Genomic DNA, 23,001 nt, shown 5'->3' with positions numbered 1-23,001 from the left:
GGTTCACCGCGTCATCCAGCGTCGCGCGCCCAGGCTGGCGGCGTCGACGATGGCCACCAGCAGCAGCATCGCGCCCAGCACGGTGGCGGTCTTGGGCATGTGGAACAGGCCCATGTGAAAGGCCAGCAGCTGGCCCAGGCCGCCCGCGCCGACCACGCCCAGCACGGCCGCGGCGCGGATGTTGTTTTCCCAGCGGTAGAGCGTGTAGCTCATCAGCTGGGGCAGCACCTGCGGCAGCGTGGCGTAGAGGAACACGCGGCCGTGGCCCACGCCCTGGGCACGCAGCGCCTCGGCCGGGCCGGGCGGCGCGTTCTCCACCGCCTCGGCGAACAGGCGGCCGAGCACGCCCGTCGTGTGCAGCGCCAGCGCCAGCGTGCCGGCCAGCGGGCCGAGGCCGGCCGAGATCAGCAGCAGCGCGGCCCAGACCAGCTCGGGCACGCTGCGCAGCGCGTTGAGCAGCAGGCTTGTGGGGGCGCGGGCCCGCGCCGCGTCGCCCGTGTGCAGCCGCGCGGCCGGCAGGGCCAGCGCGAGCCCGGCGATGGCGGCCAGCAGCGTGCCTACGGCCGACATGGCCAGCGTTTCCCAGGCAGCCACGGCGACCTTGTGCAGGAAGGCCGGCGAGGTGTCGGGCGGAAAGAACTCGCCGACGAAGCGGCCCATGCTGGCCGCCGCCTCGGCCGAGAAGAACTGCGCCCACTGCAGGTCCAGCGACCAGAAGCTGGCGACCACCAGTACCAGCAGGCCGACAGTGAACCAGCAGGCCTTGCAGCGCGCGTCGAAGATCGGCGGCGGCAGCCGGTAGACATCGTTGGCGCCGCGGGGCTGCTTCATCCGAGCACCTTTCTGAGCCACGCACTGACCCGGTCGGCGAGCGCGACCAGGGCCATGAACACCAGCAGCATGGTCGCGACCTCGCCGCCGTTGAACATCTTCATCGAGTTGTCCATCTGCTGGCCCAAGCCGCCTGCACCGACGAAGCCCAGGATGACCGAGGAGCGGATCGCGCACTCCCAGCGGTAGACGGTGTAGCTCGTCAGCTCGGCCGCGCTGGCGGGCAGCAGGCCGTAGAAGAAGGCCTGCAGGCGGCCCGCGCCGTTGCGCAGCAGGGCCTCGGTGGCGTGGGTCTCGCCGCTTTCCAGGATTTCGCCGTAGACCTTGCCCAGCATGCCGCCGTAGGTGAGCGCAATCGCCAGCACGCCGGCCGTGGGGCCGAGCCCGACCACGCGCACGAACACCAGCGCCCACACCAGTTCCGGGATGCTGCGCAGCACGATCAGCAGCCAGCGCGCGAACTGGCGCAGCCAGAACGGCCCGTGCGCCATGCGGCCTGACAGCGCGGACACCGAGAGCACCCGTGTCGACAGCAGCGCCAGCGGCACCGCGATCAGCAGTGCCAGCGCCACGCCCGCGGTGGCCATGGCCACGGTGCGCCAGGTCTCCTTCAGCACCATGGTGAGGAACTCGGCCGAGTGCGCGGGCGGGAAGAAGCTGGCGATGAACTGGCCACTGACCCGCAGGCTCTGTTCTTCGAACATCACCCAGGGCCGGAACTCGGTGGCCACCAGCAGCGGCCACAGCAGCACCAGGCCGGTGCCGGTCCAGAACAGCCGTGGCAGCCAGGCCGGGTCACGGGCGGGCGCGGTGCGCGCGGGCAGGGCGGCGGTGGTCATGGCATCACCGGCAGTGCATGACCACGGGTTGCGGCGCCACAGACGCCACGTCTTCCAGCGAAGGCGCCGGGCCGGTCAGCTCGTGCTCGTGCTGCGCGTACAGCGCGGCCAGGCGCTCGCGACCCACCTGCGCGGCCGGCAGGTCGAAGGCGATGGCGCCGTCGCGCAGGCCGACGATGCGCGGGAAATGCGCCAGCGCGACGTCCACCTGGTGCAGCGTGGCGACCAGGGTCGCGCCGCGCTCGCGCGCGGCCGTCAGTAGCGTGTCGATGGCCTGGCTGGCGCGGGTCGGGTCCAGGGCGGACAGCGGCTCGTCGATCAGCCAGAGCGAAGCGGGCGAGAGCAGCGCACGCGCCAAGCCCACGCGCTGGCGCTCGCCGCCCGAGAGTCGGTCGACGCGCTCGAACAGCTTGTCCGCCAGGTCGAAGCGGTCCAGTGCCTCGAACGCGGCGGGAATGTCCGCCGGGTAGAACAGCGAACGCAGGCTCTGCCAGGTGCCCATGGCTGGCAGGCGGCCGGCCAGCACGGCGGTGACCACGCGCTGGCGCGGCGGCAGCGGTGGCACCTGCGGCGCCAGGAACAGGCGCCCGCGCAGGCGCTGCAGCTCGGCGCGCGGCAGCTGCCAGGGCGACTGGCCGTCCAGCTGCAGCCCGCCGGCGCCGGGCGGCAGCGCGCAGGCCAGCAGCTGCAGCAGCGTGGTCTTGCCAGCGCCGCTGGGTCCGATCACCGCCACGTGCTCGCCGGCCGCCACCTGCAGTTCCAGCCCGCGCAAGGCGGGCGGGGTGCCGGGGCGGGCGGCCGGGTGCCGCGCCGTGGCGGCGTGCAGGGCGACTTTCAAGCGTTCACCCCTGCGCGGTCACAGCAGATCGGCGCTGCGCGCGGCGGCCTCGATGCCCTTGTAGTTCTCGGCCTTGGTCGGCACGAACTTGGTGGCGCGCTGCAGTTCCAGAATCTCTTTGCCCTCGGGCGTGGCCTTGCTCAGCGACAGGAAGGCGTCGGCCAGCTTCTGGCGCGTGGCGGCGGGCATGTCGGCGTGCACCGTCCAGTTGTAGTCGTAGTAGGGCGGGGTGGTGTAGAAGACCTTGACCTTCTCGGTGTCGACCTTCTTGTCGGCCACGAACTTGTCCCACACCGAGATGTTCAGCGCACCGGCCTGCACCTTGCCCGAGGCCACGGCGGCAATCGTCGCGTCGTGCGCGCCGCTGAAGGCCACGCGCCTGAAATCCTTCTCGGGGTTCAGTCCGGCCTGCAGCAGGAAGCTGCGCGGCATCAGGTGGCCGCTGGTGGAGCTTTGCGAACCGAAGGACACGTCCTTGCCCTTGAGGTCGGCCAGGGCCTTGATGGCGGGGTCGCTGGTGATGAAGACCGACTTGAACTTCTCGTCTTCCTCGCGCTGCACCAGCGGGATCACCTTGCCGCCGGAGCGCACGCTGGCCTGCACGAAGGTGAAGCCGCCGAACCAGGCCAGGTCGACCTTCTTGTTCACCAGCGCCTCCACGGAGGCGGCGTAGTCGGTCACGGGCGTGAACTCGACCTTCATGCCGAGCTTGGCTTCGAGGTACTTCATCAGCGGCGCGGCCTTGCGCGCCAGCTCGGTGGGCGACTCGTCGGGGATCGCGGTGACGCGGAACACGGTCTGCTGCGCGTGGGCCAGCGGGGCGAGGGCGGTGGTGGCGAGCACAGCGCAGGTCAAGAGTGCGCGGCGGGTGCGGGAGATGTTGCGGTTCATGGGGTATCCGGTGAAGGGGGATAGGGGGAGGTATTAGAACCCGGCGCCAGAGGGTTTGCACCGCTGCGGGGGCGGTTTATAAAGCGGGCATGCCCGAGTTCGTGCAGATCCACAAGAACAACGACGCGGCCCTGCGCGCCGAGCTGGCCGCGGGCCTGCTGGCCGAGCCGCCGCGCGCGGCACCCAAGTTCTTCTACGACGCGCTGGGCTCGCGCCTGTTCGACGCCATCACCGAGCTGGCCGAGTACTACCCCACCCGCACCGAGGCGGCGATTTTCGCGGCCCACGGCGCCGCCATGGCGCAGCGGGTGCCCCCGCACGCGGTGCTGGTCGACCTGGGCGCGGGTAACTGCGCCAAGGCCGCGCGGCTATTCCCTGTGCTGCGGCCGGGGGGCTACGTGGCGGTGGACATTTCGGTGGACTACCTGCGGGACGCCATGGGCGAGCTGCAGCAGCGGCATCGTCATGTGCCCATGCTGGGCCTGGGCATGGATTTCTCGGCGCGCCTGGCGCTGCCGCCGGCCGCGGCCGACTGGCTGGAGCGGCACGACCTGGCGGCGGCGCCGCGCTGCGTGTTCTACCCCGGCTCCAGCATTGGCAACTTCGACCCCGGCGAATCGCTGGTCCTGCTGCGCCAGGCGCACGCGCTGTGCGCGGCCGGTGGTGCGGGCGGCGGCATCCTGATCGGTGTGGACCGGGTGAAGGACAAGGCCGTGCTGGAGCCCGCCTACGACGATGCGCTGGGCGTCACGGCGGCGTTCAACCGCAACCTGCTGCTGAACGTCAACGCCTTGCTGGGCAGCGACTTTGCGCCCGCGCGCTGGCGCCACGTGGCCTTCTACGACGAGGCCGCCTCGCGCATCGAGATGCACCTGGCTTCGGACGGCGCACAGACCGTGCGCTGGCCCGGCGGCGAGCGCCGCTTTGCCGACGGCGAGCGCCTGCACACCGAAGACTCCCACAAGTGGACGCCCGAGGCCTTCGAGGCCCTGCTGCGCGAGGCCGGCTTCGGCCCCGCCACGCACTGGACCGACGGGCGCGGCTGGTTCAGCGTGTTCTGGGCACCCGCTTGAAAGCTCGGACGGCCGTTGGATGCGGGTGGGTTCAGCGCCCGAGCGTGGGTGAGGCCCATTGCTCCTGCTGACGTTTGTCGCTTGCGGCCTCGGCCTCGATGGAATCCTGCGGCAACTGTTTGAGACATTCCTCGTAGGCGGCAGGGTCCAGCTTCACCGCCACCGCCTGCTCGGCCACCACCTGAGGTGTTCGGCCGTCCCACACGAAGCGGTTGCCATGCTGTGGCGGGTCGGGTTCGCAGTCGTTCTGGTAGAGCGGCGGGGTTTCGGCAGTCCAGGGGTCGAAGACGATGGTCTTCTCGAATACCAGGGGCAGGCCTGTGGGCGTGGGCGGCAGCGGTGGCATCTGCCGCACGGCCGCGCGGGCGCGCTGCTCCACCGAGGGTGAGGTGGACCAGATTGTGTCCAGCCGCGCCAGCTGGCCATCGGGCGCGATCTCGATGCGAAAGCGCACCGCACCCTGGTCGGGGCCCTCGTGCGCGGTGCCCATCAGGCTGCGCAGGTGCTGGCCCCAGTGGTGCCGGTAGCGCTTGGCGTTCTTGAGGGTGTAGGTAGCGGCCTGGGCCCATTCCTGGGCGGTTGGCGCTGGTGGGGCGTCCATGAAAGCCCTGCCTGGCTGCGAGGTGGGGACCGGCGCCGGGCGGGCGGGGGGCGTCGGACCTGCCGGTGGTTTGGCGGGCGGCGCAACCGGAGGGGCTGGTGCGGTACGGGGCGGTTCGGCGGGTGGGACCACCACCGCGGTGATGACCACGGGCTGGTCAGGCACCGCCGGCGGCCGCGTCTTGAAGGCGGGCAGCAGCACGCCGAGCGCGATCAGGTGCAGCGTCAACGATCCGGCCACTGCCCAGCGCAGGCCCATGGGCCTGCGGGTGATCTCGGGCGGCGGATGCGTTGGCAATGAATGGCTTTCAGTGGATACAATCTAACGAACGTTGGATTGTATATATGAATGAACGTGATCTGAAGTCCGAGTTGTACATGCAGATGGCCCGCATCGGGCAGGCCCTGGCCAGCCCCAAGCGGCTGGAGTTGCTGGAGATGCTGGCGCAGGGCGAGAAGCCAGTGGAGGGGCTCGCGCGGCAACTGGGCATCGACATGCGGTTGACGAGCGCCCATCTCAAGGTTCTGCGCGAGGCCCGGCTGGTGGAAGGCCGGCGCGACGGGAAGTTCATGGTGTACCGGCTCACCGGGGCAGACGTGGCGGTGCTGGGCGTGCAGCTGCGTGCGGTGGCCGAAGCCCATCTGCTGGAGTTCCAGAGTGCGTTCGCCCGCTTGGTGGCCTCGCCCGCCCAACTGGCCCCGACCGACCGCAAGACCCTGATGACCCAGGCACGGCGCGGTGAGGTGGTGGTGATCGACGTGCGGCCGGCCAGCGAATACGCCAGCGCCCACCTGCCTCATGCGCGCAGCGTTCCGCTGGACGAGTTGCGCCAGCGCCTGGCCGCATTGCCCCGGGACCGGGAGATCGTGGCGTACTGCCGCGGGCCGTTCTGTCTGATGTCGGACGAGGCGGTCAAGATCCTCCAGGCCGAGGGTTTTCAGGCTCGAAAGATCCTGGACGGGGTCAGCGAATGGCAGGCGGCCGGTCTGGCCGTGGCGGCCTGAAACAGGAGGTGATCATGGCGCTGGAAACCTGGGTGATGGCTCACGAGCCGCTGCTTCGCGTGGGGTTCTTCGTCGGTGTGTTCATGCTGGTGGCGTTGTGGGAACTGGTGTCCCCCCGGCGCGCGCTCAGCTTGCAGCGCCGGCAGCGCTGGAGCGCCAACCTCGGCATGGTCCTGCTCAACACGGTGCTGGTGCGGGTGCTGTTTCCCACCGTGGCGGTCGGCATGGCAGCCCTGGGCGCCGAGAGAGGCTGGGGGTTGTTGAACAACTTTGCCGTGCCGTTCTGGCTGGCGGTGCCGCTGGCCGTGGTGGCGATGGATTTCGTCATCTGGCTCCAGCACGTGATGGTGCATGCCGTGCCCGCGCTGTGGCGCCTGCACCGGGTGCACCACGCCGACCTGGACTACGACCTCACCACCGGCACGCGCTTCCACCCCCTGGAGATCGTGCTGTCCATGGGCATCAAGTTCGCCAGCATCGCACTGTTGGGTGCGCCGGTGCTGGCCGTGGTGGTTTTCGAGGTGCTGCTGAGCGCCTGCGCCATGTTCAACCACGGCAACATCCGCCTGCCCGAGCGGGTGGACCGCGTGCTGCGCTGGTTCATGGTGACACCCGACATGCACCGGGTGCACCACTCGGTGGAAGACGACGAGACCAACAGCAACTTCGGCTTCAATCTGGCCTGGTGGGACCGGCTGTTTGGCACCTACCGCGAGCGGCCGCGTGCGGGGCAGCAGGGAATGCGCATCGGCATACGCGACCACCGTGACCCGCACGAAGTGGCGCGCCTGCCAGGCATGCTGGCCTTGCCATTCCGGAGCGCGGTGGATGGCTACACCATCAACCGCCGACGCTGGAGCGACGCGCCCGACCCGGCCCCTTGAAACACCGCGCTAAAGCGCCGCGCTGCGGAACCCGGCCACGATGTCGTTGCGTTCGGGCGTGAAGTAGTTGCGGTACTGGGGGTGGCGCATGCGCGGCACGGTGAAGGCACTGGCGCCTTTGAGCACCGGCCGGCCGTCGAACCAGGGCTGCGAGTAGTCCACGTAGGGGTGGGGCGTGAAACCGGGGAAAGGCGCGAAAGGGCTGGCGGTCCATTCCCAGACCTCGCCCCATCGGAAGCCGGGCTGCTGCGACGCCAGCTCCCACTCGGCCTCGGTCGGCAGCCGCCGCCCCGCCCAGGCACACCAGGCCTGCGCTTCGAAGGCGCTGAGATGGCGGGCCGGTGCGGACAGGTCCAGCGCCTCCCATTGGCCAAAGCGCTGCTGTTCCCAGCCCTGGGGTGTCTGGCGCAGGTGGCGCGGTGCCTGCCGTTCGCCCGAGAGGCGCCAGATCCAGCCCGGCGCGCTCCAGAAGCGGCGCTGCGCATACGAACCGTTTTCGACAAAGGGCAGGAACTGCGCCCAGCTCACCGGCTGCGCGTCGATTTCGAAAGCGCCGACGGGCACCGGGTGTGCGCCGAGCTCGTTGTCGAAGGTGAAGCCCGGGCCGCTGCGGCCCTGCGTCCAGGTGGTGGCATCGACGCCCAGCGAACAGGTGCGGTGCGCAGCGCGACCGACCTGCGGCAGCCGGACCCCGGGATCGAAGCCCAGCGTCTGCGCCATGTGCATCGCGGCCTCGGCGTGCATGTCTTCGTGGAACAGCGCGAGCCGGAAGAAGTAAAGACCGTCGTCGTTCTCGGGCGCCTCGTCCAGCAGTGCCAGCGTGTCGGCCAGGCTGGCTGCGAGGTCGGCGCGCACCGCGTCGGCATCCGGCAGCGGCAGCTGCCAGCGGCGGTCGTGCGGCACTTCGCTGGAGTGGTAGAGCGCGTCCGCATCGACGCCCCGGGCGGCCTGGCGTGCGGGTGAGCGTGCTGCCTTCGGATCGGCTGCGACGCCCAGGTGGCGCTGCGGGTGACGCGCCAGCCACCAGTCGGCGAACCAGCCGATGTGGCCCAGCTCCCAGAGCGGCGGGTTGAGCTCGGGCGTGCAGGGCACGCGCAACCCGGGGCCGAGCGCGGCGGTGTAGGCATCGAGCAGCGCCAGGCTGCGGCCGCGCGCGTCCTGCAGTGCCTGTGCCAGCACGGCTTTGCCGCCACGGCGCAGGGCTTCTGCTTCGGACACAATCGCTGAGCTCTGTGGTTCCGCCATGAAAAAACCCTCCCTGTGTCTCGTGACGCCTGCGCTGGCCGATGCCAACAACGGCAACTGGCAGACCGCGCACCGCTGGGCGCGTTTGCTTGCGGGCCATTATGAGGTTCGCGTGGTGAAAGCGTGGCCCGATGACCGCATGGCCGACAACGGTACCGACCTGCTGCTGGCGCTGCATGCGCGGCGCTCGGCCGACAGCGTGGCCGCCTGGGCCCAGGCCCATCCCGACCGGCCGCTGGTGCTCGCACTCACCGGCACAGACCTCTACCGCGACATCCAGACCGATGCCCATGCGCAGCGCTCGCTGGTGCTGGCGCACCGCCTCATCGTGCTGCAGGAGCGGGCGCCGCTGGCCCTGCCCGAGATCCACCGCGGCAAGTGCCATGTGGTGTTCCAGTCGAGCACGCGGCGCCAGACCCTGGACAAGACGCGCCAGCATCTGCGGGTGGTGGTGGTGGGCCATCTGCGCGAGGAAAAATCGCCGCAGACCGTGTTCGAGGCCGCGCGTCTGCTGGCGCCCGATGAGGGCATCCTGATCGACCACATCGGCAACGCCCTCGACCCCGCGCTGGCCGATCGGGCGCGCGCGACGGCCGCGGCCTGCCCGCACTACCGCTGGCTCGGCGGCCTGCCGCACGAGGCCACGCGCCGCCGCATCCAGCGCGCCCACCTGCTGGTGCACCCCAGCCGCATGGAAGGTGGCGCCCACGTGATCATGGAGGCCGCGCTCAGCGGTACGCCGGTGCTGGCCTCGCAAATGGATGGCAACCTGGGCATGCTGGGGCCGGACTACGGCGGCTACTTTCCGGTGGGCGATGCGGCGGCGCTGGTGGCGCGGCTGCGCGAATGCCGCAAGGACATCGCTGGGACCGGCGGTGCCCTGGCCGCCCTGCAAGCACAATGCTCGGCCAGAGCGCCGCTGTTCGAGCCGGCCACCGAGCGGGCCGCCCTGTTGCAGGCACTGGCCGGGCCGCGCTGAGTCCGGCCGGCCTGACCCGCTGGATCGATTTGTCCCAACCCACGGAGACCCGAATGAACGCCCCGTCCACGCCCGCCCACACCCAGCCCCGCCTGACCAGCCTCTCGCACGGCGGCGGCTGCGGCTGCAAGATCGCGCCCGGCGTGCTCAGTGAAATCCTCAAGGGCACCAGCGCCATGCCCATTCCGAAAGAGTTGCTGGTGGGCATCGAGACCGCAGACGACGCTGCCGTCTACCAGCTCAACGACGAGCAGGCGCTGATCGCCACCACCGACTTCTTCATGCCCATCGTCGACGACCCGTTCGACTTCGGCCGCATCGCCGCCACCAACGCCATCAGCGACGTCTACGCCATGGGCGGCACGCCCATCATGGCGCTGGCCCTGGTGGGCATGCCGATCAGCGTGTTGTCCACCGACACCATCGGCAAGATCCTGGAAGGCGGGCGCGCGGTCTGCACCGCGGCGGGCATCCCCATCGCCGGCGGCCACACCATCGACTCGGTCGAACCCATCTATGGCCTTGTGGCCTTGGGCCTGGTGCATCCCAGGCGCGTCAAGCGCAACGCCGACGCGAAAGTGGGTGACCGCCTGGTGCTGGGCAAGCCGCTGGGCGTGGGCGTGCTTTCGGCCGCGCTGAAGAAGGACGCGCTCAGCGCCGACGGCTACGCGCAGATGATTGCCAACACCACCAAGCTGAACACCCCCGGCCCGGACCTCGCCGCCATCGCCGGCGTGCACGCGCTGACCGACGTGACCGGCTTCGGCCTGGCCGGCCACGCGCTGGAGATGGCGCGCGGCTCGGACAGCGCGGTGTCGCTCGACATGGCCCGCGTGCCGCTGATCGGCGGTGTGCGCGACCTGGCCGCGCAGGGCATGGTGACCGGTGCCAGCGGCCGCAACTGGGCGGCCTACGGCCGCGAGGTGCGGCTGGCCGCCGACCTGCAGCCGGTGGACCAGGCCCTGCTGACCGACCCGCAGACCAGCGGCGGCCTGCTGGTGGCCTGCTCGGCCGACGCCGTCGACGAGGTGCTGGCCGTGTTCCGCCGGCACGGCTTCGACGCTGCGGCCGAGGTCGGCGAGATCGTGGCCGCGCAGGCCGACGGCGTGCGCCTGCGGGTGCGCTGACCCGCCCGGCGAGCATTCCAACCCGGCGGTGTACCTGATGAAACCACCACGCATTCTCGTTTTCGACATCTTCGGCACCGTCGTCGACTGGCACGGCTCCATCGTGCGCGAGCTGGGCCAGCGCTTTCCGCAGGTCGACGCCGACGCCTTCGCGCTGGCCTGGCGCGCGGGCTACCAGCCGGCGATGGAGGCGGTGCGCTCGGGCGGGCGTGGCTTCGTCAAGCTCGATGTGCTGCACCGCGAAATCCTCGATGGCCTGCTGCCGCGCTTCGGTCTCGACGCGCTGACCGAAGCCGAGCGCACCGATCTCAACCGCGTCTGGCACCGGCTCGCCGCCTGGCCCGACAGCGTGGCCGGGCTCACGCGACTGAAGTCGCGCTTCACCATCTGCAGCCTGTCCAACGGCAACCTGGGCCTGCTCACCGACATGGCCAAAGCGGCCGGCCTGCCCTGGGACTGCGTGCTCAGCGCCGAGGTGTTCCGCGCCTACAAACCCGACCCGCGGGTCTACCTCGGCTCGGCCGACGTGTTCGACGCCGCACCCGGCGAGGTGATGATGGTCGCTGCCCACCACGAGGACCTAGCCGCGGCGCGCGACTGCGGCCTGATGACCGCCTACATCGAGCGCCCGCTGGAGTTCGGCGCGGCGCACATCAAGTACGTGTCACCGGTCGCGGCCAACACCCTGCACGCGAGAGACCTGCTGCACCTGGCCGACCAGATGGGTTGCTGACCGGCGCCGGGTCCGTTCAGGACGGCGACACGGACGCCTTGATCTGCCGGATGGTTGACACGTCGCCCAGGAAAACCTGGAGCACGTCCTTCTCTTCGGGCGTCAGGTCCTTGCTCTCCAGCAGCTTCAAGCGCCGGACGACCAGCTCCAGCGCTTCGGCCAGGTGACCGATCTGGCGGCCGTAGCTGCCCACGCGCGCCAGCGCCGCCTGCTCGACCACCGGGTTGGACGAGGCGCCGAGGTTCACGTTGAACAGGTGGAACTGCCAGTTGGGCAGGATGGGCTGGGTCAGGCTGGTCGGTGCCAGCTGCCAGGTGAGGGGCACGGTGACTTGCTGCGGCATGGTGGGCTCCCGGTGTGGGCCGCCGGACGGCGGTGCAGGGACCATACAAGAGCCGTGCCAGTGCGCGTGTGACGCATCCTCTTGACGGGGGTCAAAGCGGACGCTGGGCAGGCTCCTAGAGTGGAAATTCCCACCCCACCGGAGACATCTCCATGAACCACCCGCACACCACCTTCAAAACCTTGGTCGCACTGCTCCTGCTGGCCTGTGCCAGCGTCGCCGCCGCCCAGCCCAAGACAACCAACGGCATCCTCACGGACGAAAAAGGCATGAGCCTCTACGTCTGGGACAACGAACTGACCGCACCGGGAAAGATCCTGTGCACCGGGCCCTGCACCATCACCTGGCCACCGATGCTGGCCAAGGAAGGCGCCAAGGCCTTCGACGACTTCACCCTGATGACCCGCGACGACGGCACCCTGCAGTGGGCCTACAAGGGCCGGCCGCTGTACCACTCGGCCAACGACAAGCAGCCGGGTGACCACAGGGGCGACGGCTTCCGCGGCATCTGGCACCTGGTCAAGCCCTGAGGCCGATCACCCGCCGACCGGCGTGCACAGCTCCACCAGAATGCCATCCGGGCAACGCACGTAGGACACCACCTGCCCCCAGGGCTTGTGTGACGGCGCGGCCATCTCGCGCGCGCCGGCCGCCACGGCCCGGGCGTGCGCGGCCGGCACATCGTCCGTGACCAGCGCGATCTCGAAGCCCAGCGGCTGGGCCGAGCGGTCGGCGTGCACGTGGCCGCCGGGGAAGTTCATGTCGCCCAGCTCGTGCGCGGCGAAGGCCAGCGTGGTCTCGCCGGTGTCGAGCTCGCCATAGGTGCCGCTCTCGTGCAGGAAGCGGCGTTTCAGGCCGAAGGCCTGCTCGAAGAAGGCCAAGGAGGCCGCGACGTCGGGGACGTAGGTGATGGTGTAGCCGAGTTTCATCTCGTGTCCTTCGCGTGATCAGGCCGCCATGGCCCACCCGATGGTGGCACACCCCGCCACCACCGCCCACGGCGGCCATTTCCATTTCATCAACGCCAGCAGCGCCACTGCCGCCAGCAGCGCGTCGCCCATCCCGCGGATGCCGCTGGTGATGACCGGGTTCCACAGCGCGGCCAGCAGCAGGCCGACCACGGCGGCGTTGATGCCCATGAGCGCGGCGCGCACGCGGGGCTGGGCGCGCAGGCGTTCCCAGAATGGCAGCGCACCCACCACCAGCAGGAAGGCCGGCGCGAAGATGGCTGCCAGCGCCAGCAGTCCGCCGGCCCAGCCGGAGGGGTCGCTCTGCATGCTGGCACCCAGGAAGGCCGCGAAGGTGAACAGCGGGCCGGGCACGGCCTGCGCCGCGCCGTAACCGGCCAGGAAGGCGTCGTTGCCGACCCAGCCGCTGGGCACCACACTGGCCTGCAGCAGCGGCAGCACCACATGGCCGCCGCCGAACACCAGCGCACCCGCGCGGTAAAAGGCGTCGACCACGGCCAGGGCCTGCGAGGGCAGGGCTGCGGCCAGCAGCGGCAGGCCCACCAGCAGCGCGGCGAACAGCAGCAGCCACAGCGCGCCCGCCCGCCGGCCGACGGGCACATGCAAGGGCTCGTGGGCGGTGTCGGATGGCGGACGCATCGCGGCCAGGCCGATGACGGCCGCGACGCCGATGACCAGCAGCTGCAAGGCCGTGCCGGGCCAGGCGATGAGGACCGCGGCCGCACCCAGCATGAGCGCGCGGCGCGGTGTGTCCGGGCAGAGGCTGCGCGCCATGCCCCAGACGGCCTGCGCCACCACGGCGACCGCCACCACCTTCAGGCCGTGCAGCAGGCCCGCGCCCGCGCCGCTTTGCAGCGCGTCGCCCGCCTGTGCCACGCCCAGGGCGAGTGCGATCAGGGCCAGGGCCGAGGGCAGGGTGAAGCCGGCCCAGGCGGCGAAGGCGCCTGCGTAGCCGGCGCGCGAGAGGCCCAGCGCCAGGCCCACCTGGCTGCTGGCCGGGCCGGGCAGGAACTGGCAGAGCGCGACCAGGTCGGCGTAGGCGGCCTCGCTGAGCCAGCGGCGGCGTTCGACGAACTCGTGGCGGAAGTAGCCCAGGTGCGCCACCGGGCCGCCGAAGCTGGTGAGCCCGAGCCGCAGGAAGATCAGGAAGACCTGCCAGGCACTGCGGTCGGGTGTGGTGTTCATGTCGTGGGCAGGGTGTATCGGGCCATGAAGGCGCGGTCGATGTGGTCTTTCCAGCGCCACACCCAGCCGCCCTCGGCGTGCAGCGGCCCCCAGCTGGCGATGGCGTGACCGGCGCCGCAGGAGATCAGGTTCAGCGTGTTCGCGGGCGGGTGGTGCGGCTTGAGCGGCTGGCCTTCGTGGGCCGCGAGCAGGTTGTCCGCCAGCGGCGGGCCGGCGCGCACCGCGTAGACACCGTTCCTGGGGTGCGGCCGGTCGGTGCGGGCGCACACGTCGCCCGTGGCGAACACCTCGGGGTGGCTGGTGCTCTGCTGGAACTCATTGACCAGCACATGCCCCGATTCGCTGAGCGCCAGGCCGCTGCCCTGCAGCCAGGCCGGCGCGTGGGCGCCGATGGCGATCAGCGGCACGTCGCAGGCCAGCTCGGTGCCGCTGCCCAGCTTCACCACGCCCGGCGCCAGGCCGACACAGGTGTCGCGCAGCACGGTGATGTTCAGCCGTTTGAGCCGGCGCAGCACGCGCGCCTGCAGGCCGGCGGGGTAGCTGGCGGCCGGTTCCACGCCGCCGGTGATGAGGGTGAAGCGGGCACCCGCCGCACCGCGGGTGCGCAGGCACTGCTCGGCCGCAAACAGCAGCTCCAGCCCGGCCGCGCCCGCGCCGATCACCGCGACCGACAGCGCGCGCTCCTGCGCCTGTTCCACCACCTGGGGCCAGAGCGTGGCGAAGACCTCGATCGGTCGCACGATCAGCGCGTTGTCCGCCGCGCCGGGGATCTGTTCTTCGAGCCGCTGGCGGTCGATCACCGGGCCGGTGTCGATGGACAGCAGGTGGTAGGGCAGGTCGGGCGGCAGGATCTCGTCCTGCGAGCGGCTCTTGCCGGCCGGGCTCAGGCGCGCCCGTCGGCCGGCCGCGTCGATGCCGCTGCAGCGCGCACGCACCCACTTGGCCCCCGCGGCGCGGATCAGCGGCTCCAGCGGAATCTGGCAGCCGGTCTCGCTGTAGTGGCCCGCCACCAGGCCCGGCACCATGCCGCTGTAGGTCTGGTACGGGTAGGGCGTGACGACCGTGATGTCCAGATCGGCCGGCCGCTGCTGCGCCAGGCGCGACAGGACATGGACATGGGCGTGTCCGCCGCCGAGCAGCAGCAGCTTCTTGATTCCGTGGTGCATGGGCCCCGATGTTACGGGGTGTGACATCAGGGGCCGGTGGTGGTGGTCCAGCGCAGGTCGGCCACCCAGCCGCTGCTGCGGCTGGCGGTGTTGTCGCTGTCGGCGCCGATCAGCACGGTGGCGACCCTGGGCAGCTCGCCGCGCGGCGTCTGCGCGCCCTGCGGCAGTTCGTCGCCGAACAGGGCGACGAAGTCCTGCGCGAGATCGCGGTTCTCCGCGACCCACTGGCCCGCCGCGGTCTCGCTGCCGCGCAGGCTGATGTAGCGCACGCGCCGTGAATAGGGGTTGGCGCCCTGCAGGCCGGCGGCGCGACCGCTGTCCCACACATAGCAGACCGTGGCGGCGGGCAGGGCCTCGCCGCTGACGCTGCGCGCGATGCGCAGCACAGTGCGCTCGACGAAGGGCACGCGTTCCAGCGGGTGATCGAACATGGCGCAGACCTTCAGCGCCGCGTCGTCGCCGCCCTTGGTGGTCAGGTCGGGCGCGGCCTTGCCGCCCGAGAGCGGCTGGTCCAGCCGCCAGCGCCACTGCAGGCGCGCGGGCGGTGCGTCCTTCAGGTCGTGCACCAGGCTGCCGTAGGACGACGCGGTGACCACTTTCACCGCAGGCTGGCCGTCGACCTGGCCGGCCTCGATGAGCGTGGGCGGGATCGGGGCCTTCTGCTGGGGAAAGCCCACGTAGCGCCAGCCGGGGTGGAGGGCGCCGTCGGGCTGGGTCAGCGGCGGCAGCGTCTGCGCGTGCGCCTGCGCACCCGCCAGCGTGCCGGCCAGTGCTGCGATGAGGGTGGCGGTGTTCCAGGTGTTCATGTCCGCTTCCAGTCGTGGTAGCGCTTCACCCAGGCCAGCAGCCGGTGCGGCTGGTGGGCGCGCTTCCATTCGCCGGCCGCGTACTTGTTGGCCTCGGCCAGCGTGGGGTAGGTGTGGATGGTCCCCAGGATCTTGTTCAGGCCCAGGCCGTGCTTCATGGCCAGCACGTACTCGGCCAGCAGGTCACCCGCGTGTGTGCCGACGATGGTCACACCCAGGATCTGGTCCTTGCCCGGCACGGTCAGCACCTTGACGAAGCCGTGGGCCTCGCTGTCGGCAATGGCGCGGTCCAGGTCGTCGATGCCGTACTTCGTGACCTCGTAGGGAATTTTCCTTTCCTTCGCTTCCTGCTCGTTCAGGCCCACGCGCGCCACCTCGGGGTCGATGAAGGTGGCCCAGGGGATGACCGAGTAGTCGGCCTTGAACTTCTTGAAGTCGCCGAACAGCGCGTTCACCGCCGCGTACCAGGCCTGGTGTGCGGCCACGTGGGTGAACTGGAACGGCCCGGCCACGTCGCCGGCGGCGTAGATGTTGGGGTAGATGGTCTGCAGGTACTCGTTGGTCTCGACCGTGCGGTTCGTGGGAATGCCCAGGTCTTCGAGCCCATAGCCGGTGAGCCGCGCCACGCGGCCGACGGCGCACAGCAGTTGGTCGAAGGCGATGCGCTTTTCCACGCCAGCGTGTTCCACCACCAGCGTCTTCTCGCCGTTCACCAGCTCGCAGCGCAGCGCCTTGTGGCCCGTCAGCACGGCCACGCCGTCGGCCTCCAGAGAAGCCTTCGCGAGCGAGGAGACTTCCTCGTCCTCGCGGATCATGACGCGCGGCGCCATCTCCACCTGCGTCACCTGCGCGCCCAGCCTCGCGAAGCTCTGCGCCAGTTCGCAACCGATGGGGCCGCCGCCCAGCACCACCAGCCGCTTCGGGATCTCGTCGAGCTTCGCGAATTGATCCCACAGCGTGTCGCTGGTGACATAACCGACCTCGTCCAGCCCCGGCAGCGGCGGCACGAAGGGCCGCGCGCCGGCCGCGATGACGATGCTGCGCGCGGTGAGCCGCTGTGTGCCGCCGCTGTTGAGCGCGATCTCCACTGTCCACGGGTTCAGCAGCTTCGCGTAGCCCTGCAGCACCTCCACGCCCAGGCCGGTGTAGCGCTCCACGCTGTCGTGCGGCTCGATGGCGGCGATCACGTCGTGGATGCGCTGCATCACGGCCTTGAAGCTGAAGGCGGGCGTGGCGTCGGACAGGCCGTAGTGCGAGGCGTGCCGCATCTGGTGCGCCAGCTTGGCACTCCTGATCAGCGCCTTACTCGGCACGCAGCCGTAGTTCAGGCAGTCGCCGCCCATCTTGTGCGCCTCGATCAGCGTGACCTTGGCCTTGACCGCGGCGGCGATGTAGGCCGAGACCAGACCACCCGCGCCCGCGCCGATGACGATCAGGTTGCGGTCGAAGGTCCTGGGCCGCACGCTGGCCCACTTCGCATAGACCTTGCGTTTCTGCACCGCCTCGACGATCTTGCGCGCGATCAGCGGGAACAGGCCCAGCAGTACGAAGCTGCCCAGCAGGCCGGGACTCACGATGCCCTGCAGCGATGTGAGCTGTCCCAGTTGCGTGCCCGCGTTCACATAAACGGCAGTGCCGGCCAGCATGCCGATCTGGCTAACCCAGTAGAAGGTCCAGGCCTTCATCTTGGTCAGACCCATCAGCAGGTTGATGACGAAGAAGGGCACGACCGGGATCAGCCGCAGGGTGAACAGGTAGAAGGCGCCGTCCTTCTGTATGCCCTTGTCCACCTCGGCCAGACGCTGGCCGAAGCGGCCCTGCACGCTGTCGCGCAGCAGGAAGCGCGCGGTCAGGAAGGCCAGCGTGGCGCCGATGCTGGAGGCGAACGACACCAGCAGAAGACCCCAGCCCAGACCGAAGATGGCGCCGCCCGCCAGCGTGACGATGGTGGCGCCGGGCAGCGAGAGCGCGGTGACGGCCACATAGAGCAGGAAGTAGCCCGCAGCCAGCGCCAGCGGTTGCTGCGCGCGCAGCTCGGCGAAGCGCGCCTGGCTCTGCTGGAGGAATTCCAGGCTGAAGAAGCGGCCGAGGTCGAATGCGAAGAAGGCCACGATGCCGAGCACCACGGCCATCAGAAGCAGGAGTTTGCGCAGGTTCATGGGGTCTCCTCAGGCGCCGTCGCGCAGCCGTTGCCAGCCCCAGCCGATGCGCAGCGCGGTGGTGATGACGCACAGCGCGGCGAAGCCGTAGGCGATGGGGCCAAACCACTGCGGCCACAGGCACATGGCGGCGAAGGCGGCGATGGTCTCGGTGGCTTCGGTGAGGCCGCCGAGGAAGTAGAAGCTCTTGCCCGGTAGCGCGGTATCGGCCAGGCGGCGCTTCTCGGCCAGCGCAGCGAAGGCCAGGAAGCTGCTGCCGGTGCCGATGAAGCTGGCCAGCAGCACGGCGGCGGGCAGGGCGTTGGCCGCGGGGTCGGCGAACGCAAAGCCCAGCGGGACCGCGGCGTAGAACAGGAAGTCCAGCGTGATGTCCAGGAAGCCGCCGCGGTCGGTGGGGGTCGAGGCGCGCGCCACCGCGCCGTCCAGACCGTCGAGCAGGCGCGAGAGCAACAGCAGCACCAGCCCGGCCACGAACTGCCGCAGGCCGATGGCCAGCGCCGCCGCCATGCCGGTGACGAAGCCGGCCAGCGTGACCGCGTCGGCGCCCACACCCAGCCGAACCAGGGCGGCGCCGGCACGGCCGAAGGCCGGTCGCAGGGCCTGCTGGATCGCCCTATCCAGCATGGTGGTGGCGCAGGGGGTGGGTGGACGGTGTCGACAAGCAGGGTCTCCGGGGCGGCGGGGTTGCGCGGCTTGAACCGCTGCGTGAGCTTACCTGCTGGCCTGCAGTGTCAGCCAGCCGTTCACCCGGGGCTTGAGCCAGGCGCAGTCCACCGACCAGCGGCCCACGCCATACAACGCGAGCGCGGCCAGCAGCACGCCCCAGGTGATGTGCTGCTGCAGCGCAGCCGGCGCGATCTCGCTGAGGCTGAGCACCGCCACCACGTTGACCACGCTCAGGCCCAGCGCGGCAAAGCGCCCGGCCAGCCCGAGCAGCAGCATCATCGGCAGCACCAGCTCGCCCGCGGTGCCCATGACCGCCGCGACACCGGGCGAGAGCAGCGGCACGCGGTATTCCTCGGTGAACAGCAGCAGGGTGGTGTCCCAGTCGCGCAGCTTGGTCAGGCCGGACAGGAAAAACACCTGGGCGAGGTAGGCCCGTGCCGCCAGCGCGGCCAGCGGCTGGGCGCCGTCGAGGGCGGTGGTCAACGCATTCCAGAGGCGCAGGCCGCGCTGCAGCAGGGTCGTGTTCATGAGGTCATCTCCAGGTGGGGGCGGGGTCGGTCAGGCGCTGCACGCCGATGACCAGCCCGTCGGTGACGGCGGCGGTGAGCCAGGCCGAAAAGTCGAAGGACGGCGGTTCGGTGTCGGCGGCGCAGGCCGCATCCAGCGCGCCGGGCAGGTCGGCGCCGACCTGCAGTGCCTGCACCAGCGCGGCGGCCGAAAGGTCGATGGCGGCGATGCGCGGGCGCAGGCCCTGGCGCCACACCAGGGCCAGTTCGCCAATCCCGTCGCGCAGCCGCTGCGCCGCCTCGGCCAGGCAGGGGTCGCCAAACAGGTGCGCGGTGACCAGGCTGGCGACCGGAAAGCGGCTGCCGATCACCGTGGCGCCGGGGCTGAGACTGAGCGTGAGGCCGTGTGGGTCTTCGCTGGCCAGCCGCGCGAAGCTGGGCAGATCGGGCTCGGCGTCGGCGGCGCTGGCGGCGCGGTGCAGTGCCCACTCGGCGCGCGCCACGTCGCCCAGGTAGGGCACGTCGGACAGCTGGTCGTTCGCCTGCAGGAAGCCAGGCAGCGCGTCGCCCCACTGCGCGAGGTCGCCCCCGCGGGGCGGGTGCGTGTGCCAGAGGTCGCGCGCGAGCAGCTCGAAGCTGGGCTCGCCGAGCATCGCGGCGATCACCGGGTAGGCGGCGCGCAGCGCGCGCTCGGCCATCGCACGGCCGTTGCTGCGGTAGGCCACGAGTCCCCGTGCGGACTGGGCGTGCCGCGTGTCGAGCAGGGCGGTCAGGCGCGCGTCGGCGGCGAGCCGGCCATCGCCCGGCCGCGCGAACAGGGCGTCCAGCAGAAGCTGCTGTTGCTGCGCCAGCGTGGTGGTGTCCGGGGTGTTCATGCGGCCACCGCCTGTGTGTCGGTGGCCGGGGCCAGCACCTGCGCCGCGGCTTCGTGGGCGCGGTCGGCTTCGTCCAGCAGCACGGACAGGTCCGGGATGTCCGTGTCCCACTCGATCAGCGTCGGCACGGCGCCGAAGCGGCCGATGGTGTGGCGGTACAGCGCCCAGACCTGCTCGTTCACGCGGCTGCCGTGGTCGTCGATCACGATGTCGCCGCAGTGCCGGTGGCCTGCGAGGTGGATCTCCGCCACATGTCCGGGCGCGATGGCGTCCAGCCAGCGCCGGCACGCGCCCAGCGGGTCGCCGTGTTCGCCACGCAACTGGCCATTGAGGGCGTTGACAAAAATGTTGTTCACGTCGACCAGCAGGCCGCAGCCGCTGCGCCGCGCGAGCGCGTTGAGGAATTCGGGTTCGTCCATATCGGCCTCGCGCCACTGCACATAGGCCGAGAGGTTTTCCACCGCGATGGGGCGGCGCAGGCGGTCCTGCACGCGCTGGACGTTGGCGCACATGGCGTCCAGCGTCGCGCGGCTCATCGGCACGGGCAGCAGGTCGGCCGCGTGCACCACCGCACCGCGCGCGAAGCTGGCGTGGTCGCTGACCCGCACCGGGTCGATGGCCTGCACGAGCCGCGCCAACTGGTCCAGGTGCGCGGTGTCGATGCCCTGCGCCGACCCGAGCGACAGGCCGACGCCGTGCAGGCTCACCGGGCAGTGCGCGCGCCCTTCGCGCAGCACGGTCAGGGCCGCGCCGCCGGGGGCGAAGAAGTTCTCCGAATGGACTTCGATGAAGCCGAGAGCAGGCCGCTGTTCCAGCAGCGCTGCGTAATGGGGATGCCGCCAACCGATGCCGACCTCGGGCGCTGCGGCATGAGGCCGATGAGCGTGTGCGGTCATGGTGGCGGGCTTTCTTGTGCGAGGGTTGGCCGCGGATCAGGACTTCTTCATGCCCATCTTGGCGTCGTCCATCGACATGCCGCCCATGGTCTTGCAGGTGCCCGCAGCGACGTACTTCCATTCGCCCTTGTCGTTGTCGACCTTGGCCTGGCCGGCGCAGGAATGCGAGCCGGAGAGGTTGGCGCAGTCGTTCTGCCCGGCCTTGGCGATGCCGAAGCATTTTTCCTTGGCGGCGTCCTGGGCCATGGCGGGGCTGGTGAGCATGGCAAGGCTCATCAGCGAAGCGGCGGCGGTGGTGATCATCTGGCGCTGGTTCATCGGTTTTCTCCTGAATGAGGTGGGGGTTGAGAGTCAACCGGTGCGTGTCGCGGGGCGATGTTCACCGGTTGAGCGTCAGTCAGCCGATGGGCATGGTTCTTACATGCCGCACAAAAAAAATCCTCGGTCCTCCGTTGGCCGGGTCTTTACACTCGCAGCGAATCGCCGAATGCCCATGACCCAGAACCCGCCCGATTTCACGACCCAGGTGGCCGAGTGCCGGGCCTACCTGCTGCGCTTCGCGCGCCTGCAGCTGCGCAACGACGCCTGGGCCGAAGACGCCGTCTCCGAGACCGTGCTGGCCGCGCTGGCCCGGCCGCAAGCCTTCGAGGGCCGTTCCCAGATGCGCACCTGGCTGGTCGGCATCCTCAAGCACAAGATCATCGACATCCTGCGCCAGCGTCAGCGCGAGGTGACGCTGGACAGCGGCTCTGACGACGACAGCACCGATCCGCTGGAGCACATGGCCTTCAAGGCCGATGGCCATCACGCCCAGATGCCCGCCGACTGGGGCGATCCCGAGCAGTCGCTGGGCAGCCGCCAGTTCATGGCCGTGCTCAACGCCTGCACCGAAAAACTGCCGCCGGTGCAGGGGCGCCTGTTCCTGATGCGGGAGTGGCTGGAGCTCTCCAGCGACGAGATCTGTAAGGAACTGGGGCTGACGCCGACCAACCTCTATGTCCAGCTCCACCGGGCCCGCCTGCGCCTGCGGGAGTGCCTGGAACTGAACTGGTTTGGACGAGCACACACGACATGAAGGCCGCTTACCCGTTTCGCCGCACCTGCAAGGAGGCCACCGCACTGATGGTGGCCCGTGAAGACCGCCAGCTGCCGTGGGCAGACCGCGTCGGGCTGCGCCTGCATCTGATGGTGTGCAAGGCCTGCCCCACGTTCGAACGCCAGATGCTGACGATGCGCCACGCGATGAAGCAGTGGCGCGGCTATACAGAAGAAGAGTAGCGACCTGCGCAGCGGCGGAGCGCGGGAGTCACATCCCTCAGTTCAACAGCGCCTGCGCAAACTCGCGTGCGTTGAAGGTTTCCAGGTCTTCGAGCTTTTCACCGACGCCGATGAAGTAGATCGGCACCGGCCGCTCGCGCGCGATGGCGCAGACCACGCCGCCCTTGGCCGTGCCGTCGAGTTTGGTGATGACCAGGCCGGTGAGTTGCAGCGCCTCGTCGAAGGCCTTGACCTGCGTCAGCGCGTTCTGGCCGGTGTTGCCGTCGATGACGAGCAGCACCTCGTGCGGCGCCGTGCCGTCGGCCTTCTGCACCACGCGCTTGATCTTCCGGAGCTCTTCCATCAGGTGCAGCTGCGTCGGCAGGCGGCCGGCCGTGTCCACCAGCACCACGTCGCGGCCGCGCGCCTTGCCGGCGCTCACGGCGTCGAAGCTCACGGCGGCCGGGTCGCCGCCTTCCTGCGTCACGATCTCCACCGTGTTGCGGTCGGCCCAGACGGCCAGCTGCTCGCGGGCCGCGGCGCGGAAGGTGTCGGCAGCGGCCAGCAGCACGCTGGCGCCTTCGTTCGCCAGATGGCGCGTGAGCTTGCCGATGGAGGTGGTCTTGCCCGCGCCGTTGACGCCCGCGACCATGATCACAGTCGGCTTGTGCTCGCCGATCACCAGCGGCTTCTGCAGCGGCGCCAGCAGGTCGGCGATGGCGTCGGCCAGCAGGCCCTTGACGGCCGCCGGATCGGTGGTCTTGCTCTCCTTGACGCGCTTCTTCAGGTCGGCCAGCAGGTGCTCGGTGGCCTTGACGCCGGTGTCGGCCATCAGCAGCGCCGCCTCCAGCTCTTCATAGAGCGCGTCGTCGATCTGCGTGCCGGTGAAGACGGTGGCGATGCTCGAGCCGGTCTTGCGCAGGCCGGCCTTGAGCTTGTCGAGCCAGCCCTTGCGCTCGGGCGGCGCTGCGGGAGCAGCCGGCGGGCTGACCACGGCCGGCAGCGTGGCCGGCGCAGCGACCGGTGCCGACGGGGCGGGCGCGGCGGCGGGGACCGGTTCAGGGACCGGTGGGGGCGCAGGCGGTTTTTTTCTGAAGAACGAGAACATGTTTCAATCTTTGGAATCCAC

27 protein-coding genes are annotated in these 23,001 nt (G+C 70.3%); 9 read left to right on the top strand and 18 right to left on the bottom strand.

All coding sequences use genetic code 11. The annotated features are described in order from the left end of the window. Positions 1 to 3 precede the first annotated feature (3 nt). Genes phnE through DD542_RS00560 form a run of 4 tightly spaced genes read right to left on the bottom strand, consistent with a single transcriptional unit; the run spans position 4 to position 3,399 of the window. Positions 4 to 831 carry a phosphonate ABC transporter, permease protein PhnE gene (gene phnE, locus DD542_RS00575; protein WP_127803014.1) on the bottom strand — a complete coding sequence of 276 codons (828 nt, stop codon included), beginning with the start codon at positions 829 to 831 and terminating at the stop codon, positions 4 to 6. Continuing rightward, positions 828 to 1,670: an ABC transporter permease gene (locus DD542_RS00570; RefSeq protein ID WP_127803012.1), complete on the bottom strand. Its 843-nt coding sequence runs from the start codon at positions 1,668 to 1,670 to the stop codon at positions 828 to 830. The genes phnE and DD542_RS00570 overlap by 4 nt, the downstream gene beginning before the upstream one ends. Before the next feature lie 4 nt (positions 1,671 to 1,674). After that, positions 1,675 to 2,508, bottom strand: a complete 834-nt coding sequence (locus DD542_RS00565) for an ATP-binding cassette domain-containing protein (protein ID WP_079367078.1) — start codon at positions 2,506 to 2,508, stop codon at positions 1,675 to 1,677. Positions 2,509 to 2,526: 18 nt separating this feature from the next. Beyond that, complete coding sequence (locus DD542_RS00560) at positions 2,527 to 3,399, bottom strand: putative selenate ABC transporter substrate-binding protein (RefSeq protein WP_127803010.1); 873 nt, start codon at positions 3,397 to 3,399, stop codon at positions 2,527 to 2,529. 89 nt (positions 3,400 to 3,488) lie between these two features. Here DD542_RS00560 and egtD point away from each other — a divergent pair, with 89 nt between their 5' ends. Further along, positions 3,489 to 4,472 carry an L-histidine N(alpha)-methyltransferase gene (gene egtD / locus DD542_RS00555; protein WP_127803008.1) on the top strand — a complete coding sequence of 328 codons (984 nt, stop codon included), beginning with the start codon at positions 3,489 to 3,491 and terminating at the stop codon, positions 4,470 to 4,472. A 31-nt stretch (positions 4,473 to 4,503) separates the two neighbouring features. Here the strand turns inward: egtD and DD542_RS00550 are convergent, their stop codons facing one another. After that, complete coding sequence (locus DD542_RS00550; protein WP_127803006.1) at positions 4,504 to 5,370, bottom strand: energy transducer TonB; 867 nt, start codon at positions 5,368 to 5,370, stop codon at positions 4,504 to 4,506. A 47-nt stretch (positions 5,371 to 5,417) separates the two neighbouring features. Here DD542_RS00550 and DD542_RS00545 point away from each other — a divergent pair, with 47 nt between their 5' ends. Together DD542_RS00545 and DD542_RS00540 are read left to right on the top strand one after the other, a co-directional pair. Next, entirely contained in the window at positions 5,418 to 6,077 is a 660-nt protein-coding gene (locus tag DD542_RS00545; RefSeq protein ID WP_127803004.1) for a metalloregulator ArsR/SmtB family transcription factor, read from the top strand. 14 nt (positions 6,078 to 6,091) lie between these two features. Continuing rightward, the gene (locus tag DD542_RS00540; RefSeq protein WP_127803002.1) at positions 6,092 to 6,961 is read left to right on the top strand and encodes a sterol desaturase family protein; all 870 of its coding nucleotides are present in this window, start codon (positions 6,092 to 6,094) and stop codon (positions 6,959 to 6,961) included. A 9-nt stretch (positions 6,962 to 6,970) separates the two neighbouring features. Here DD542_RS00540 and senA read toward each other — a convergent pair whose 3' ends face one another. Next, a complete protein-coding gene (gene senA, locus DD542_RS00535) occupies positions 6,971 to 8,206 on the bottom strand; it encodes a selenoneine synthase SenA (RefSeq protein ID WP_127803000.1) in 1,236 nt (411 codons plus the stop codon). Between senA and senB the strand changes: the two genes are divergently transcribed. The 3 genes from senB to DD542_RS00520 are packed head-to-tail and all read left to right on the top strand — an operon-like array spanning position 8,205 to position 11,045. Beyond that, positions 8,205 to 9,185, top strand: coding sequence for a selenoneine biosynthesis selenosugar synthase SenB (senB, locus tag DD542_RS00530; protein WP_127802998.1), 981 nt, complete (start codon positions 8,205 to 8,207; stop codon positions 9,183 to 9,185). The two genes, senA and senB, sit on opposite strands and share 2 nt — an antisense overlap. Before the next feature lie 53 nt (positions 9,186 to 9,238). Further along, a complete protein-coding gene (gene selD / locus DD542_RS00525) occupies positions 9,239 to 10,312 on the top strand; it encodes a selenide, water dikinase SelD (protein ID WP_127802996.1) in 1,074 nt (357 codons plus the stop codon). A gap of 37 nt (positions 10,313 to 10,349) precedes the next feature. Continuing rightward, entirely contained in the window at positions 10,350 to 11,045 is a 696-nt protein-coding gene (locus DD542_RS00520; RefSeq protein ID WP_127802994.1) for a haloacid dehalogenase type II, read from the top strand. Between the two features lie 16 nt (positions 11,046 to 11,061). On the opposite strand, the gene DD542_RS00515 is transcribed toward DD542_RS00520, so the two are convergent. Further along, positions 11,062 to 11,388 carry a hypothetical protein gene (locus DD542_RS00515; RefSeq protein ID WP_127802992.1) on the bottom strand — a complete coding sequence of 109 codons (327 nt, stop codon included), beginning with the start codon at positions 11,386 to 11,388 and terminating at the stop codon, positions 11,062 to 11,064. 152 nt (positions 11,389 to 11,540) lie between these two features. Here DD542_RS00515 and DD542_RS00510 point away from each other — a divergent pair, with 152 nt between their 5' ends. Next, positions 11,541 to 11,918, top strand: coding sequence for a hypothetical protein (locus DD542_RS00510; protein WP_127802990.1), 378 nt, complete (start codon positions 11,541 to 11,543; stop codon positions 11,916 to 11,918). Positions 11,919 to 11,924: 6 nt separating this feature from the next. On the opposite strand, the gene DD542_RS00505 is transcribed toward DD542_RS00510, so the two are convergent. From DD542_RS00505 to DD542_RS00460, 10 genes are all read right to left on the bottom strand, one after another. Further along, a complete protein-coding gene (locus DD542_RS00505; protein ID WP_127802988.1) occupies positions 11,925 to 12,317 on the bottom strand; it encodes a VOC family protein in 393 nt (130 codons plus the stop codon). 18 nt (positions 12,318 to 12,335) lie between these two features. After that, positions 12,336 to 13,541 carry a chromate efflux transporter gene (chrA, locus tag DD542_RS00500; RefSeq protein WP_127802986.1) on the bottom strand — a complete coding sequence of 402 codons (1,206 nt, stop codon included), beginning with the start codon at positions 13,539 to 13,541 and terminating at the stop codon, positions 12,336 to 12,338. Continuing rightward, positions 13,538 to 14,707, bottom strand: coding sequence for an FAD-dependent oxidoreductase (locus DD542_RS00495; protein WP_164868311.1), 1,170 nt, complete (start codon positions 14,705 to 14,707; stop codon positions 13,538 to 13,540). The genes chrA and DD542_RS00495 overlap by 4 nt, the downstream gene beginning before the upstream one ends. 26 nt (positions 14,708 to 14,733) lie before the next feature. Beyond that, positions 14,734 to 15,513 carry a DUF3047 domain-containing protein gene (locus DD542_RS00490; RefSeq protein ID WP_127802982.1) on the bottom strand — a complete coding sequence of 260 codons (780 nt, stop codon included), beginning with the start codon at positions 15,511 to 15,513 and terminating at the stop codon, positions 14,734 to 14,736. Further along, positions 15,510 to 17,672 carry a bifunctional TVP38/TMEM64 family protein/FAD-dependent oxidoreductase gene (locus DD542_RS00485; protein WP_206610746.1) on the bottom strand — a complete coding sequence of 721 codons (2,163 nt, stop codon included), beginning with the start codon at positions 17,670 to 17,672 and terminating at the stop codon, positions 15,510 to 15,512. Before DD542_RS00485 ends, DD542_RS00490 begins: the two co-directional genes overlap by 4 nt. 9 nt (positions 17,673 to 17,681) lie before the next feature. Continuing rightward, a complete protein-coding gene (locus DD542_RS00480; protein ID WP_079367063.1) occupies positions 17,682 to 18,296 on the bottom strand; it encodes a CDP-alcohol phosphatidyltransferase family protein in 615 nt (204 codons plus the stop codon). Between the two features lie 87 nt (positions 18,297 to 18,383). Beyond that, complete coding sequence (locus DD542_RS00475) at positions 18,384 to 18,866, bottom strand: DoxX family protein (RefSeq protein WP_127802980.1); 483 nt, start codon at positions 18,864 to 18,866, stop codon at positions 18,384 to 18,386. 4 nt (positions 18,867 to 18,870) lie between these two features. Further along, positions 18,871 to 19,719 carry a DNA-binding domain-containing protein gene (locus DD542_RS00470; protein WP_127802978.1) on the bottom strand — a complete coding sequence of 283 codons (849 nt, stop codon included), beginning with the start codon at positions 19,717 to 19,719 and terminating at the stop codon, positions 18,871 to 18,873. Beyond that, positions 19,716 to 20,615: a DUF692 domain-containing protein gene (locus DD542_RS00465; protein ID WP_127802976.1), complete on the bottom strand. Its 900-nt coding sequence runs from the start codon at positions 20,613 to 20,615 to the stop codon at positions 19,716 to 19,718. The genes DD542_RS00470 and DD542_RS00465 overlap by 4 nt, the downstream gene beginning before the upstream one ends. A gap of 36 nt (positions 20,616 to 20,651) precedes the next feature. Beyond that, a complete protein-coding gene (locus DD542_RS00460) occupies positions 20,652 to 20,933 on the bottom strand; it encodes a DUF2282 domain-containing protein (protein ID WP_127802974.1) in 282 nt (93 codons plus the stop codon). A gap of 175 nt (positions 20,934 to 21,108) precedes the next feature. Between DD542_RS00460 and DD542_RS00455 the strand changes: the two genes are divergently transcribed. Both DD542_RS00455 and DD542_RS00450 read left to right on the top strand, forming a co-directional pair. Next, positions 21,109 to 21,690, top strand: a complete 582-nt coding sequence (locus DD542_RS00455) for a sigma-70 family RNA polymerase sigma factor (protein ID WP_127807235.1) — start codon at positions 21,109 to 21,111, stop codon at positions 21,688 to 21,690. After that, entirely contained in the window at positions 21,687 to 21,893 is a 207-nt protein-coding gene (locus DD542_RS00450) for a zf-HC2 domain-containing protein (RefSeq protein ID WP_066149526.1), read from the top strand. Before DD542_RS00455 ends, DD542_RS00450 begins: the two co-directional genes overlap by 4 nt. A 37-nt stretch (positions 21,894 to 21,930) precedes the next feature. Here DD542_RS00450 and ftsY read toward each other — a convergent pair whose 3' ends face one another. Next, the gene (ftsY, locus tag DD542_RS00445) at positions 21,931 to 22,980 is read right to left on the bottom strand and encodes a signal recognition particle-docking protein FtsY (RefSeq protein WP_066149528.1); all 1,050 of its coding nucleotides are present in this window, start codon (positions 22,978 to 22,980) and stop codon (positions 21,931 to 21,933) included. Positions 22,981 to 23,001: the final 21 nt, after the last annotated feature.

The sequence above is a fragment of the Hydrogenophaga sp. NH-16 genome (genome assembly GCF_004006415.1).
Classification (GTDB): Bacteria; Pseudomonadota; Gammaproteobacteria; order Burkholderiales; family Burkholderiaceae_C; genus Hydrogenophaga; species Hydrogenophaga pseudoflava.
Note: the sequence above shows the minus strand (reverse complement) of the source record. Positions and strands in the feature narration are given on the sequence as shown.

Coding starts and splice junctions, on each gene's coding strand:
- phnE (WP_127803014.1), bottom strand. CDS start 831: ATGAAGCAGCCCCGCGGCGCCAACGATGTCTACCGGCTGCCGCCGCCG.
- DD542_RS00570 (WP_127803012.1), bottom strand. CDS start 1,670: ATGACCACCGCCGCCCTGCCCGCGCGCACCGCGCCCGCCCGTGACCCG.
- DD542_RS00560 (WP_127803010.1), bottom strand. CDS start 3,399: ATGAACCGCAACATCTCCCGCACCCGCCGCGCACTCTTGACCTGCGCT.
- egtD (WP_127803008.1), top strand. CDS start 3,489: ATGCCCGAGTTCGTGCAGATCCACAAGAACAACGACGCGGCCCTGCGC.
- DD542_RS00545 (WP_127803004.1), top strand. CDS start 5,418: ATGAATGAACGTGATCTGAAGTCCGAGTTGTACATGCAGATGGCCCGC.
- DD542_RS00540 (WP_127803002.1), top strand. CDS start 6,092: ATGGCGCTGGAAACCTGGGTGATGGCTCACGAGCCGCTGCTTCGCGTG.
- senB (WP_127802998.1), top strand. CDS start 8,205: ATGAAAAAACCCTCCCTGTGTCTCGTGACGCCTGCGCTGGCCGATGCC.
- senA (WP_127803000.1), bottom strand. CDS start 8,206: ATGGCGGAACCACAGAGCTCAGCGATTGTGTCCGAAGCAGAAGCCCTG.
- selD (WP_127802996.1), top strand. CDS start 9,239: ATGAACGCCCCGTCCACGCCCGCCCACACCCAGCCCCGCCTGACCAGC.
- DD542_RS00520 (WP_127802994.1), top strand. CDS start 10,350: ATGAAACCACCACGCATTCTCGTTTTCGACATCTTCGGCACCGTCGTC.
- DD542_RS00515 (WP_127802992.1), bottom strand. CDS start 11,388: ATGCCGCAGCAAGTCACCGTGCCCCTCACCTGGCAGCTGGCACCGACC.
- DD542_RS00510 (WP_127802990.1), top strand. CDS start 11,541: ATGAACCACCCGCACACCACCTTCAAAACCTTGGTCGCACTGCTCCTG.
- DD542_RS00505 (WP_127802988.1), bottom strand. CDS start 12,317: ATGAAACTCGGCTACACCATCACCTACGTCCCCGACGTCGCGGCCTCC.
- chrA (WP_127802986.1), bottom strand. CDS start 13,541: ATGAACACCACACCCGACCGCAGTGCCTGGCAGGTCTTCCTGATCTTC.
- DD542_RS00495 (WP_164868311.1), bottom strand. CDS start 14,707: ATGCACCACGGAATCAAGAAGCTGCTGCTGCTCGGCGGCGGACACGCC.
- DD542_RS00490 (WP_127802982.1), bottom strand. CDS start 15,513: ATGAACACCTGGAACACCGCCACCCTCATCGCAGCACTGGCCGGCACG.
- DD542_RS00485 (WP_206610746.1), bottom strand. CDS start 17,672: ATGAACCTGCGCAAACTCCTGCTTCTGATGGCCGTGGTGCTCGGCATC.
- DD542_RS00480 (WP_079367063.1), bottom strand. CDS start 18,296: ATGCTGGATAGGGCGATCCAGCAGGCCCTGCGACCGGCCTTCGGCCGT.
- DD542_RS00475 (WP_127802980.1), bottom strand. CDS start 18,866: ATGAACACGACCCTGCTGCAGCGCGGCCTGCGCCTCTGGAATGCGTTG.
- DD542_RS00470 (WP_127802978.1), bottom strand. CDS start 19,719: ATGAACACCCCGGACACCACCACGCTGGCGCAGCAACAGCAGCTTCTG.
- DD542_RS00465 (WP_127802976.1), bottom strand. CDS start 20,615: ATGACCGCACACGCTCATCGGCCTCATGCCGCAGCGCCCGAGGTCGGC.
- DD542_RS00460 (WP_127802974.1), bottom strand. CDS start 20,933: ATGAACCAGCGCCAGATGATCACCACCGCCGCCGCTTCGCTGATGAGC.
- DD542_RS00455 (WP_127807235.1), top strand. CDS start 21,109: ATGACCCAGAACCCGCCCGATTTCACGACCCAGGTGGCCGAGTGCCGG.
- DD542_RS00450 (WP_066149526.1), top strand. CDS start 21,687: ATGAAGGCCGCTTACCCGTTTCGCCGCACCTGCAAGGAGGCCACCGCA.
- ftsY (WP_066149528.1), bottom strand. CDS start 22,980: ATGTTCTCGTTCTTCAGAAAAAAACCGCCTGCGCCCCCACCGGTCCCT.